This is a genomic window from Labrys sp. KB_33_2, assembly GCF_052114505.1.
Lineage (GTDB): Bacteria > Pseudomonadota > Alphaproteobacteria > Rhizobiales > Labraceae > Labrys.
Window position 1 is genome coordinate 36,751 of sequence record NZ_JBFREW010000007.1, and the last position, 12,394, is coordinate 49,144.

General features: G+C 63.4%; 13 protein-coding genes. 6 read left to right on the top strand and 7 right to left on the bottom strand.

All coding sequences use genetic code 11. The features are described 5' to 3' along the window. Nucleotides 1–174 precede the first annotated feature (174 nt). The 3 genes from AB4037_RS14140 to AB4037_RS14150 all read right to left on the bottom strand — a co-directional run bounded on the left by AB4037_RS14140 (nucleotide 175) and on the right by AB4037_RS14150 (nucleotide 4,049). Complete coding sequence (locus AB4037_RS14140) at nucleotides 175–957, bottom strand: DeoR/GlpR family DNA-binding transcription regulator (protein ID WP_441771944.1); 783 nt, start codon at nucleotides 955–957, stop codon at nucleotides 175–177. 54 nt (nucleotides 958–1,011) lie between these two features. Then, nucleotides 1,012–1,599, bottom strand: a complete 588-nt coding sequence (locus AB4037_RS14145) for a class GN sortase (RefSeq protein WP_441771945.1) — start codon at nucleotides 1,597–1,599, stop codon at nucleotides 1,012–1,014. Between the two features lie 173 nt (nucleotides 1,600–1,772). Next, nucleotides 1,773–4,049, bottom strand: a complete 2,277-nt coding sequence (locus AB4037_RS14150) for a marine proteobacterial sortase target protein (protein ID WP_441771946.1) — start codon at nucleotides 4,047–4,049, stop codon at nucleotides 1,773–1,775. Between the two features lie 227 nt (nucleotides 4,050–4,276). Here AB4037_RS14150 and AB4037_RS14155 point away from each other — a divergent pair, with 227 nt between their 5' ends. Beyond that, entirely contained in the window at nucleotides 4,277–5,047 is a 771-nt protein-coding gene (locus AB4037_RS14155; RefSeq protein WP_441771947.1) for a helix-turn-helix domain-containing protein, read from the top strand. A gap of 86 nt (nucleotides 5,048–5,133) precedes the next feature. Here the strand turns inward: AB4037_RS14155 and AB4037_RS14160 are convergent, their stop codons facing one another. After that, complete coding sequence (locus AB4037_RS14160; RefSeq protein ID WP_441771948.1) at nucleotides 5,134–5,535, bottom strand: rhodanese-like domain-containing protein; 402 nt, start codon at nucleotides 5,533–5,535, stop codon at nucleotides 5,134–5,136. Between the two features lie 79 nt (nucleotides 5,536–5,614). Next, nucleotides 5,615–5,968 (bottom strand): ArsR/SmtB family transcription factor, encoded by a 354-nt coding sequence (locus AB4037_RS14165; RefSeq protein WP_441771949.1) that lies wholly within the window; start codon nucleotides 5,966–5,968, stop codon nucleotides 5,615–5,617. A gap of 78 nt (nucleotides 5,969–6,046) precedes the next feature. Here AB4037_RS14165 and AB4037_RS14170 point away from each other — a divergent pair, with 78 nt between their 5' ends. Then, nucleotides 6,047–6,793: an SDR family oxidoreductase gene (locus AB4037_RS14170; RefSeq protein WP_441772106.1), complete on the top strand. Its 747-nt coding sequence runs from the start codon at nucleotides 6,047–6,049 to the stop codon at nucleotides 6,791–6,793. A gap of 190 nt (nucleotides 6,794–6,983) precedes the next feature. Then, nucleotides 6,984–7,568, top strand: coding sequence for a L,D-transpeptidase (locus tag AB4037_RS14175; protein ID WP_434957201.1), 585 nt, complete (start codon nucleotides 6,984–6,986; stop codon nucleotides 7,566–7,568). Nucleotides 7,569–7,633: 65 nt separating this feature from the next. Here AB4037_RS14175 and AB4037_RS14180 read toward each other — a convergent pair whose 3' ends face one another. Then, nucleotides 7,634–8,422: a 3-hydroxybutyrate dehydrogenase gene (locus tag AB4037_RS14180; RefSeq protein WP_441771950.1), complete on the bottom strand. Its 789-nt coding sequence runs from the start codon at nucleotides 8,420–8,422 to the stop codon at nucleotides 7,634–7,636. A 182-nt stretch (nucleotides 8,423–8,604) separates the two neighbouring features. On the opposite strand from AB4037_RS14180, the gene AB4037_RS14185 reads away from it, so the two are divergent. Together AB4037_RS14185 and AB4037_RS14190 are read left to right on the top strand one after the other, a co-directional pair. Next, a complete protein-coding gene (locus AB4037_RS14185; RefSeq protein ID WP_434957203.1) occupies nucleotides 8,605–9,351 on the top strand; it encodes an acetoacetate decarboxylase in 747 nt (248 codons plus the stop codon). Between the two features lie 29 nt (nucleotides 9,352–9,380). Further along, complete coding sequence (locus tag AB4037_RS14190; RefSeq protein WP_434957204.1) at nucleotides 9,381–10,544, top strand: patatin-like phospholipase family protein; 1,164 nt, start codon at nucleotides 9,381–9,383, stop codon at nucleotides 10,542–10,544. 96 nt (nucleotides 10,545–10,640) lie between these two features. Here the strand turns inward: AB4037_RS14190 and AB4037_RS14195 are convergent, their stop codons facing one another. After that, entirely contained in the window at nucleotides 10,641–11,057 is a 417-nt protein-coding gene (locus AB4037_RS14195) for a gamma-butyrobetaine hydroxylase-like domain-containing protein (RefSeq protein ID WP_434957205.1), read from the bottom strand. A gap of 276 nt (nucleotides 11,058–11,333) precedes the next feature. Between AB4037_RS14195 and moaA the strand changes: the two genes are divergently transcribed. Beyond that, nucleotides 11,334–12,365, top strand: coding sequence for a GTP 3',8-cyclase MoaA (gene moaA / locus AB4037_RS14200; RefSeq protein WP_441771951.1), 1,032 nt, complete (start codon nucleotides 11,334–11,336; stop codon nucleotides 12,363–12,365). Nucleotides 12,366–12,394: the final 29 nt, after the last annotated feature.

Consider the following 12,394-nt stretch of genomic DNA (forward strand, 5'->3'; position numbering starts at 1 on the left):
AATCATCACGCTTACAAAAGTCGAATTTACGAGAGAAATTGATTTTATCTTTTACATTTCAATAGATAAGGACAAGCCAACGCCTCCATGAAGCTGCGTAGCACCGCCAACGCATGCAACGTCCTGAGCACCAATTCGATTGATCTCAATCACAAAGCCCACCGCGCGGCCAAGTCAGACCGCATCGGGCGCAAGAGAAACGATCCGGATCGTGATGCCGGCATTCTCCAGCATCTTGGCATCCCGGTCGGACAAGCCGTCATCGGTGATGAGCACGCCCACCCGGGAAAGCGGCAGGGCGACGCTGCGTGCACGGATGGCGAATTTCCGGCTATCGGCCAGCACGACGACCTGGTCGGCATTGGTGCTCAGGTCGATGATGGTCCGAACCAGCAGGGGATGGGATTCGAGCAGCCCGTCGCGGCTGATGCCTTGGGCACCGAGGAAGAATTTCGATGCGTAGAACGGCTGTGCCGGAGCGGTCGGGTGAATGATGCCCGGCTCCCGATGCAATTCGCCGCCGGCGATCGTCAGGCCGCAACTGCCATGGTCGCTGAGAAAGGCGACAAGGGGCATCGAATTCGTGTAGAGGCGGACATTGCGATGGGCGAGCTTCGCGCCGAGATAGAAGCAGGTGGAGCCGCCATGGATGATGACGGAATCGCCATCGCGCACCAGAGTTGCCGCATCCTCCGCGATCGCCTGCTTGGCTTCCACGGCAAGGTCGCGATTCTCGTCATAAGGCTTGGCCGCATGACGGCCTGGCGCGGCTGAACCGTCGAGCGCGGCGATACCGCCATAGACCTTCTGTGCCTTGCCGGACTGGTCGAGCTTGTCGATATCCCGCCGGATGGTGGCAGCCGAGACACCCAGTTGCCCCTGCAGGTCACGCACGGTGAGGAAGGGGCGCTTGCCCAGAACCTCGATGATCCGGTTCTGGCGGTTCAGTTCGCTCAAGGTTCGCTCCCATCGGACGTTTTGTGAGCAAACTAGATCATGGCGAGCGCCGCTTCAATCGATCTTCCTCATGCCTTCCTGCACCATCTCGGCGTAAACGAGATAACGCAGGGGGCCGCTGGTGACGGCATTGAACGGCCAGCAGGTCGCCAGCACGAGATGACGGCCGGACGCGGCGGGATCGATCCCCGAACCATCCCAGCGGCGTATGTCGTGACCGGTGACGCGATAGCGAACCGCGATGCCGTCGCGGTTGGTGACCTTGATCTCGTCGCCAATCCGCACCTCGCCGAGGAAGGCGAAATGCGTATCGCGATGGGCGGCGTAGACGGCGGTACCCTCCTCCCCGGCGGCCGGCGTACCGGCGACGTGAGCCGGCCCGAATGCCAGTGCCTGCCCGCTCGCTCCCTCCAGAGCCACCGCGCTCTTTGCAAGGCGAGGCACCTCGATACGGGCGGCCGGATAGGTATCCAGCCAGGACCAGGGCTTGACGATGGCGCCGCTGGCAACGGACTGGTCGAAGGCCCGGTCGAGCAGGATCTGGGCCAGGAAGGCCTTGGTGTGGATCCACACCCCCTGCCCTGCCAGGACCAGGCCGGCGCAGAGCAGCAAACCGGTTATTATGAGGCGGAGAATCCGCACCCTCCCCTGGAGGGGTCGGCCATTCCTCTTGGAATGGCCTATCGCACCGCTTGGCTCGTCGCTCAAAGTGGAGCAATCACCCCACCCAGGCCTGTCAGGCCTACCCTCCCCCTCCAGGGGAGGGTAGGAAGGCCCCGCCGCTGCGGGCGGTAGCCTTTCGAGTTTGAGCGCGATCATGCTGGAGCCCCGCGCCGGCGGGTCAGGAAGCCGAAGCCAAGGCCGCCGGCGAGTAGCAGGCCGCCGATGATCAGGCGCAGTTCGGCGTCAGTGGCGGTTTGCGGCAGGCTGATCGTACGCGAGGCATCGATCGTCTGCACCTTTCTGCCATCAAGATCGAGCAAGGCCTGGCGCTGCTCGCGGTCGGCAGCCGTCTCGCCCTTGATGCCGAAGACCTTGTCAAAATCCCAGCCGGCCGGCAGGTTCAGCGGCACGTCGGAACGGGACAGGCGCACGCCGCGTGGGCGGACCGGGGTCTTGTCCACGGCCACCAGGCTGGTGAGGCGGGTGACGAGGTGATGATCGAGGGCAAGAGCCAGGATGCGCTTGTCGGCATCCTCGCGGCTGATCTGGCGCAGTGTCTGCGCCACTTCGGTATCGTCGATCTTGCGTCGCGCCCACAGCTTGGAGATGCCGGCTCCCTCAGCGGCGCCGGCAACCGGCAGCGTGACTGACCAGCCCTTGCCGTCGATGAGGCCACGAACCTCGACATTGCCCTTGAGATGCCCGACCTTCGCGGCCAGCACCAGCGTCTCGCCGTGGTAGAGATCGGGCAGGATGCGCGGCGTCACATCGGCGGAGCCGGCCGAGATGGCGACGTCGACATTGGTCATCGCCGGGCTTTCCAGCTTGTCGACCAGTTGCTTCATGCGCTCCTGCACCTGATCGACCGAGCCGATCTGCATGAAGGCGCCGCCGCCGAGTTCCGCCGCGCGGGTCATCAGGTAGGAATTCGGCGCCGAGCCGATGCCGACCATGAAGACACGGGAGCGGCCGCGATGCGAGGCGATGGTGTCGAACAGTTCCTGCTCATTGTCGATGCCGCCATCGGTGATGAACACCACCTGGCGCAGGAATCCCAGATTGGCGGTATTCTGGTCGTCGACATGGTCGTCCTTCAGGGCCTCCAGCATGGGCGCAACCATCATGGTGCCGCCATTGGCCTGGAGACGCGAGACATAGTCCTGGGCCCGCGCGATGTTCTCTGCCGTGGCCGGCAACGTGCCGCCGAACAGGTTGGTGAAGGTGTCGTCGAAGCGGATGACGTTGAAGCGATCGGCCTGTGACAGGCGGCTCAGCGCATAGCCCAGGCTGGCCCGGGCCTGCTCGATGGAGGTGCCGCCCATAGAGCCGGAATTGTCGATCACGAAGGTGACGTCGCGCGGACGCTGGTCGGCCTGCGCGGTCTTGAGGCCGGGGGGCGTGACATAAGCGATCAGATAATCGTCGCTGCCGACCCGTTCGCGGAACAAACCGACGCCGGGCGTCTGGCTGGGCTGGGCCTGCCAGGTCAACTCGAAATCGCGATCAGCCGGCACCGATCCCGAAGCCAGCTCGATATGGCGGGCCTGAGGTCCCTTGTCGGTGATGTTGATGGGATGAAAAGCGCTCTTCACCTCGCCCAGCGCAAAGCCGGCGTCGAGATCGATACGGATCTGTACGGGATTGACCGGCGCGTTCTCGCGCGGGTCGAGGACGGGTGCCTGCGGTACCGGGCTCGACGCTGGAGCCGGCGTAACGGCACCCCAGCCCGACTTATCCTGGAAGGTCACGGTCTGGGCCGAGCCGGCGCCGACCGCGTTCGGCGAGAAGCGCGGCGCCACCACCAGCGGCACGCGGAGCGAGAAAGTGTTGTCGGCCTGGCGCACCGGCTCCTGATACTCGATCTGGATCACCACCGTGTCACCGGGGCCGATATTGGCGATCGAGTTCATGAACATGTTCGGCCGCTGCTGCTCGACCAGTGCCGCCTTCTTGCCCTCGGCTTTGGCACGCTCGTAGACGAGCTTGGCCTGCTGCTTTTCCTTGATGTCGGCCACCACGACGCGCTGGCCGATCACCATCTTCATGGTATCGACCGCGGCCCCATCGGGCAGCGGGAAGACATAGACACCCTCGACCCAGGATTTGCTGGGGTTGTGGAACATCTGCGTCAGCGTGGCGCGGATGGTGGGGCCGCTGACATTGAGCTGCACGTCTGTGGCCGTCCTGACGGCCTCGACATAGCTGCCGGGATCCTCGGTGCGCATCAGCAGCGAACCCGCCTTGACGTCGTCGACGGTGATGCGGGGAGCGGCATAGGCGCCGACCCCGAAGATGAGGAAGGTCGCGAGGATCAACACCGCCATGAGGAAACGTTCGGCGAGCGCGACCAGCGCTGCGCGACCGATACCGGAATGAGGATGCCGTCGTCTGCCGGTTTGGCGGCCGGCAACCGCTTGGTTCATGTTCATGTCGTCCTCGTTGAACGCTGTCGGGCTTCATGCAGCCTCGTTCTGTTCTGCTCCTGCGAGGACTGTGCGTACGAGCTTCATTAACCGCGTTTGTTAGGCATAAACCGTCACAAAGCGCCTTGCCGGCGGTGAACTCCTGCGGCAATGTCCGGTTTTGTACGTGATTGTGCGCGATGGCCTGTCGTGAGGCCTGGATACAGCGTGATCGCACCAGCAGGATCAGCCCCGTGACGTCGGACAGCGAGTTTTCCAGCGAGCAAGCCCACCAGATCACGCTCGCGGTCCGCGAGACCCTGGCGCGCCGGCGCATTTCACGGCAGACCCTGGCCGAGAAGGCCAAGATCAGCCTGTCGACCCTGGAGAAGGCGCTGTCCGGCCGGCGTCCCTTCACGCTGGCAACCGTCATTCGGTTGGAGGAGGCGCTCGGGACGAGCCTGCGCCCTACTGATCACACCGTACCGCCAGCCACCGTCCAGGGAGGCGGGACGGCACCGGAGCATCTGGGTTCCTACACCAAGGCGGCCGTATCCTGGCTCACCGGCAATTATCTCACCTTGCGTCCGTCCTTCGGCGAAGCTGGCGCGGTTTTCGCCTACCGCACCGAAATCACCTGGAACGACAGCACGTCCCGCCTGATCTTCCGCGAAGCCGAGCGCCTCGACACCGGCTTCAACCAGGCGGGCGAAGTCTCGGTGCCGAACCAATCAGGCCATGTCTATCTGGTGACCTCCATCAGCGGCCAATATCGAGTGGCCGTGGTCGGCCGGCCGATGAACACGGGCGAGATGTACGGCATTCTCACCTCGTTGCGCGCCGGCCGAGGCACGCAGCTCACGCCCGTCTCGGCCGCCATCGCACTGGTCCCGATTCTGCCCGGTCGCGAGGACGATCTCTCCTTCGGCCGGATCGGCCCCTCCCATCGCCATTATCAAGCCTATCGAGACCACCTCGACCGCGTGACGGCAGACGAGTTCGCGCTGTTCAAGGCGGGGCCGTAACGGGCGGCTGGTCTTCAGATCAGCCTGATATCTCCACGCCCGCCGAATGGAAGAGGCGGGTCCGAAAACCTGCCTCCCGATGAGTTTCACCCCTCCCCATCCGCGAAGGCCAATCCCTCGTCGGCCCAGCCGGTGAGGCCTCCGATCATGATCTTCACCGGGCGGCCGAGCCGGGCGAGCTTGAGGGCGGCCTGGTCGGCGCCATTGCAATGCGGCCCGGCGCAATAGGCCACGAACAGCGTGTTGGCAGGCCATTGCGCCATGCGCTCCGCATCGATCTCGCGATGCGGCAAATAAAGGGCCCCCGGAACGTGCCGGCGACGAAAGGTTTCCGGCGACCCGACGACATGCAGGAGAACGAAGTCCCGTTCCCCGGAGGCAAGCGCCTGGGCCACGTCGGAACAATCGGTTTCGACCGAAAGGCGGCGCTCGAAATGCGCAATGGCATGATGGGGTGGTGCTGCGGGGATGGCGCTGACCAGGCTCATGATCGTCTCCTGCTGTGGGGCTGCCATCCTCGTAGATCACGCGCACCGTGATGGCAGCTGGCGCGATTGCCAGACAGCGTCAAGATCTGGCCAGAATGGCTTCAGGCCGCCGCGACACGTCTTCGATATCCGCCGCAACCAGGCTCAACAGTCCGGGAAAACGCGCCTCGACATCCTGTCGGCGCAGGCTGGCGGTGCGACTGTTCCCGCGATCGACCTGCCGGATGAGGCCGGCTTCGCGCAACACCCGGAAATGATGCGTCAGCGTCGCCTTGCTGACATCGAAACCGAAAGAGGCGCAACTGCGCGCCGTACCCTCCGGCGCCAGCGCCAATTCGGCAACGACGCGCCGGCGCAACGGGTCGGCCAGAGCAGCCATGAGGCGGCCGAGCTGCATCTCCTCCGGTTCCGGATGGCCCTCGCGATCCGCCATGGAAAACACTCCAAAGGTAAGCCTTGCGTCGTACCTAAATCATCTGCTAGGTAAGGCGAACATCTTACCAAGGAGGCGATCATGATCAAGACCCTGTCGGGCAAGGCAGCCATCGTGACCGGAGGAAGCCGCGGTATTGGCGCTGCCATCGCAGTGCGCTTGGCGGAACTGGGCGCCGATGTCGCGATTACCTATGCCAGCCGGGCCGACAGTGCCGAGGCCGTCGCGGATCGAATCCGGGCGAATGGCCAGCGCGCCTTGACACTCCAGGCCGACAGCGCCGACGCCGTGGCCGTACGGGACGCCGTGGACCAGGCCGCTGCCGCGTTCGGCCGTCTCGACATCCTCGTCAACAATGCAGGCATCTTCACCAGCGGTACCGTAGAGCAGGTCACCCTTGAAGATTTCGACCACATCATTGCCGCCAATGTGCGCGGCGCCTTCGTTGCCTCCCAGGCCGCCGCCGCGCACATGGGCGAAGGCGGGCGCATCATTTCCATCGGATCCAATTTGGTCGGACGCGTCGGACGCGCCGGCATCGGTCTCTACGTGATGAGCAAGGCCGCCCTCACGGGCCTCAGCCAATCCATGGCCCGCGACCTCGGCGCGCGCGGCATCACCGTCAACATCGTCCACCCCGGCCCGACGGATACCGACATGAACCCGGCCTCCACCGATCGTGCCGCCCAGGCACGGACGGCAATGGCGATCCCCAAATATGGCGAACCTGCGCAGATCGCCGGTCTCGTCGCCTGGCTCGCCAGTCCGGAAGCGCAATATGCCACCGGCGGCGCCTATACCATAGACGGCGGCACCAATACCTGACCGGCGCGTGTCGATACGCACGGCGGCGCCCCGCCATGTGTTGTTGAGAGGACACAGCCTTCGATTTTCATGTGACGGTTGCCTGTAAACACTCAGGCAACGATTGAAGAATCCAAAGATCGAAGCGCAGTTTATTGCGTCGACTACAATGAGATCGAAGAATTTCGATCGGACCATTCGGGGCTTCAACATGCGTCGTCTTTTGACCGGCCTGGTCTTGGTGTCGAGCTTGGGCATCGCCTCAAGCTCGGCGAATGCGGCCAGTATCTTCGAGAAATTGTTCGGCGGCCCACGCCAGCCCGCCAATGCCGGCGCCGTTGCCGCCGTCTCGCCGATTCCACGCGAGGTGGTGGCTTACAACGGTCGGGAGAAGCCCGGGACCATCGTGATCAATTCGCCGGAACGACGGCTTTATCTCGTGCTCGATGACGGCACGGCACTGCGTTATGGCGTTGGCGTCGGCCGCAAAGGCTTCGAATGGGGCGGTGCGCACCGCATCTCGCGCAAGGCGGAATGGCCGGGCTGGACCCCGCCCCCACAGATGCGCAAACGCCGGCCGGACTTGCCCGCCTACATGGCTGGCGGCATCCAGAACCCGCTTGGCGCCCGTGCGATGTATCTCGGTTCTTCGCTCTACCGCATCCATGGCTCGAACGAGCCGCAGACCATTGGCCAGGCCGTGTCGTCGGGCTGCATCCGCATGACCAATGACGACGTCACCGACCTCTACGATCGTGTAAAAGTCGGCACCCGCGTCGTTGTGGTCCGCGGCTGAATTTCGTGTCATCCCGGACGCGCTGCAGTATGAGATGCTGCGGCATAGATCCGGGATGACCCGTACTATTGCGCCGTCCAGCCTCCGTCGACCGGCAAGGTGGTGCCGGTAATCTGCCGGGCGGCATCGCTGCACAGGAAAACCGCGACAGCCGCGATCTCGTCGACCGTGACGAACTCCTTGGTCGGCTGAGCGGCCAGCAGGACATCGTGCTTGACCTGCTCCTCGGTCAGGCCCCGCGCCTTCATCGTGTCGGGGATCTGCTTTTCCACCAGCGGCGTCCAGACATAGCCGGGGGCGATGGCATTGGCGGTGATGCCGTGCTCTGCAACCTCGAGCGCCACCGTCTTGATCAGGCCGGTCACGCCATGCTTGGCGGCAACATAAGCCGATTTGAAAGGTGAGGCGACGAGCGCGTGGGCCGACGAGGTGTTGATGATGCGCCCCCATTTGCGCTCTTTCATGCCGGGTAGCACCGCCTTGATCGCATAAAAGGAGGCGATCAGGTTGATGCGGGTGATCGCCTCCCACTTGTCATCCGGAAACTCGTCGATCGGCGCGACATGCTGAATGCCGGCATTGTTGACCAGGATGTCCAGGCTGCCGAAGGCTTCCTCCGCCTCATGGATCATGGCGGTGATCTCCGCCCCAACCATCATGTTAGCGCCGCTGTAGCGGCACTTCACGCCGAAATCCTTCTCGATGCCGGCCCGCTCATGCTCGATGGCGTCTGCATCGCCGAAACCGTTGATGGTGATATTGGCCCCTTCGGCTGCGAGAGCGCGGGCGACGGCGAGGCCGATGCCGCTGGTCGAGCCGGTGACCAGGGCATTGCGGGAAGACAATTGGGCCATATTCATCTCATGAGACAGGAAGGCGGGAAGGCGCGGCATCGACGTGCCACCGGCCCGGAAGCTGGCACGGCCAGATGTCGCCCTTATTACAGTTCGGCCCTGTGCGCGGCGGACACGGACCTGTCATGCTGCCGTGCAACATAGCGGCGATCCCTTCCCTGCTTTCTCATGAAGGACATCCCGTGGACCAAGCCGACGTCGTCAAGCGCGCCTATGCCATGCCGCTGACCAATCCCTCCTTCCCGCCCGGCCCCTACCGCTTCTTCGATCGCGAATACATCATCATCACCTATCGCACGACGCGCGAGGCGCTGGAGGCCGTGGTTCCCGCGCCGCTGGAGATCGACGAGCCGCTGGTCAAATACGAGTTCATCCGCATGCCTGATTCAACCGGCTTCGGTGACTACACCGAGACAGGGCAGGTCATTCCCGTGCGTTACAAGGGCCAGCACGGTGCCTATGTGCATTCGATGTATCTGGACGACGATGCCCCCATTGCCGGTGGGCGCGAATTGTGGGGCTTTCCCAAGAAGCTGGCGACGCCCAGGATCGTGCATGAGGGCGAGGTCATCGTGGGGACGCTGCATTATGGCAGCGTGCTGTGCGCGACCGGGACCATGGGCTACAAGCATCGCCTTGCCGACCGGCAGGCCGTGCTGGACTCGCTCGCCGCGCCGAACTTCCTCATCAAGATCATCCCCCATGTCGACGGGTCGCCGCGGATCTGCGAACTCGTGCGCTACCACCTCACGGATGTGACGCTCAAGGAGGCCTGGACGGCCCCGGCAGCGCTGGAACTCCATGCCCATGTGATGGCCGACGTCAGCCGCCTGCCGGTGCTCGAAGTCGTCTCGGCCGTGCATTTCGTCGCCGACCTCACGCTCGGTCTCGGCGAGGTGGTGCACGACTATCTCGCCACCGCCCGCTGATCCTGCCTGTCTTACCGGAGTTTTCCATCGTGCTCGAACGCAACAGAGACAAGGCCGCGCGCGCCACCATCGAGGAAATCTCGGCGCAATATGATCGCATCGCCCTGGTGTTCCAGGGCGGCGGCGCGCTTGGTGCCTATCAGGCCGGTGTCTATGAGGCGCTGGCCAATGCCGGCTGCGAACCCAACTGGCTCTCCGGCGTCTCCATTGGCGCCATCAACGCCTCGATCATCGCCGGCAACGAGCCGCGTCACCGGCTGCAGCGGCTCGAGCAGTTCTGGCAGACGATCTCCGGCCGCAAGATCTGGGCCTACACGCCGGAAGGCGATCTGTTCCGCGACATCCGCAACCGCACCAGTTCCTGGATCACCATGTCGCAGGGCCAGCCCGGCTTCTTCAAGCCGCGCCTGCCCAATCCCTGGCTCGAACTCCCGGGTGCGGATGGCGCCACCAGCTTCTACGACACCTCGGAGTTGAAGCGGACGCTGGAAGAGGTCATCGACTTCGATATCCTCAACGACGGCCGCAAGCGCCTCAGTGTCGGCGCGGTCAACGTGCGGACCGGCAATTTCATCTATTTCGACACCGACCAGGTTCGCATCGGTCCCGAGCACATCATGGCCAGCGGTGCGCTGCCCCCTGCCTTTCCCGCCATCCGCATCGAAGGCGAATATTACTGGGATGGCGGCATCGTCTCCAACACGCCGCTGCAATATCTGCTCGACCAGGAAGAAGAGCGCAGTTCGTTGGTGTTCCAGGTCGATCTCTTCAGCGCCCGCGGTACCTTGCCGCGCAGCATGCCGGACGTGCTCTCGCGCCACAAGGACATCATGTATTCGAGCCGGACGCGGCAGAATACCGACAATTTCAAGCGTATCCATGGCATCAAGACTCATCTGATCGATGCGCTGAAGCGCCTGCCCAAGGACCTGCTGACGCCAGAGGAACAGGCGCTTATCGACAGCCACGCCAGGCTCGGCGTCGTCAACATCGTGCACCTGATCTATCAGCACAAGAATTACGAGGGTCACGCCAAGGACTATGAATTCTCGGGCACCTCGATGCGCGAGCATTGGGATATGGGGCTAGAAGACACCCAGCGCACGTTACGCCATCGCCAATGGCTGCTGCCGCCCAAGGACGCCGAGGGCGGCATGGCCATTCACGATCTCCATCGCGAGGATCCCGTCTGACGAGGCACTATCCCCCTCACCGGCCAATCGCCGTGTCGCCGGGCAGTGGTTGGTCTCCAGCAGGCCGAGCGGACTTACGCTCGGCAGGCCCTTCGCTCAGCGCTGCCCCGGCCTTTCGCGCGACAGGCCCTTCTCCTGGAGATCGGCGAGATAGGAGGCCCAGCGGCTCTCCTTCTCCCGGCCCAATTCCGCAAGATAGGTCCAGGTAAACAGGCCGGTGTTGTGCATGTCGTCGAAGGAGATGCGTACGGCGTAATTACCCACCGGGTCGAGGCTCAGAATCGCCACATTGATCTTGCCCCCAACCGTCTTGCGTTCGGCGGCACTGTGGCCCTGCACCTCGGCACTCGGCGACATCACGCGCAGCATCTCAGCGCTGAACGCATGGGACCGACCGTCGTCGAAACTCACGGTCAGGGTCTTCTTGTCCTTGGACAGGCGCAATTCGGTTGGCCAGGCCTTCGCGACGTCTTCGCTCACGGCATCTTCCCTTTTTCGTTCTGATCGCCACATAGGGAGAAGGCGGATGCTGCGCAAGCAGCAAACCCATGTTGTCAGAGCACTCGGTTCGATCTCTGCGACATAATGGCAGTTTCCGTAGACAATCATTGGTGTTTGGGCCGCTGTCGGCTTAGAAACATACCAAAGGGGACATGCCCCTAAAGCGTTTTTCGATCCGGCGCTTCGGCAACATTCGCAAAGGCGCTCTGGCCAATCCGTCGGATTGGCTTGGAAACAGGGAGTTGGAGCAGAGCGGCATTTCCGCAAAAACGCTTTGCTTCCGGGAGTATGGACGTGCTGGATGATCATGAAATGGCGGATGTGCCGCCGATGATCGACCCTTTCGGGCGCGCGATCAATTATCTGCGTGTTTCCGTGACGGACCGCTGCGACTTTCGCTGCGTCTATTGCATGTCGGAGGACATGACCTTCCTGCCCAAGAAGGATCTGCTCACCCTCGAGGAACTCGACAGGCTGTGCAGTGCCTTCATTGCCAAGGGCGTCAGGAAGCTGCGCTTCACCGGCGGCGAGCCCCTGGTGCGGCGCGATATCATGACGCTGTTCCGCTCGATCTCGCGCCATCTCGACAGCGGCCGGCTCGACGAACTGACCGTGACCACCAATGGCTCGCAGCTTGCCCGCTACGCCGCCGAACTCAGGGATTGCGGCGTCAAGCGCATCAATGTCTCCCTCGACACGCTCGATCCGGCCGCATTCAAGGCAATCACCCGCTGGGGCGATTTCGGCAAGGTGATGGACGGCATCGACAAGGCCCAGGAAGCGGGCCTCGCGGTGAAGATCAATGCCGTTGCGATCAAGGGCATGACCGAGGACGAAGCGGTCGGCCTGATTGAATGGGCGCATGGCCGCGGCATGGACCTCACCTTCATCGAAGTGATGCCGATGGGCGACGTCACGGGGCACCGAGTCGACCAATATCTGCCGCTTTCGGTGCTGCGCGCCCAACTTCTCGACAGCTACACGCTGGATGACATTCCCTATAATACGGGTGGCCCGGCCCGGTATGTCCGCGTCCGCGAGACCGGCGGCCGCCTGGGATTCATCACGCCGATGACGCATAATTTCTGCGAGAGCTGCAATCGCGTACGCGTTACCTGTACCGGCACTCTCTATATGTGCCTGGGCCAGGAAGACGCCGCCGATCTGCGGGCTCCGCTGCGCGCCTCCGAGGCGAACGATCTTCTCAACGCCGCCATCGATCGCGCCATCACCCGTAAGCCCAAGGGACACGATTTTGTCATCGACCGGCGCACCAAGCAGCCCGCTGTTAGCAGGCATATGAGCGTGACGGGCGGGTGAAGCCCTTCCTGCGCCCGCCAGCATCCTGC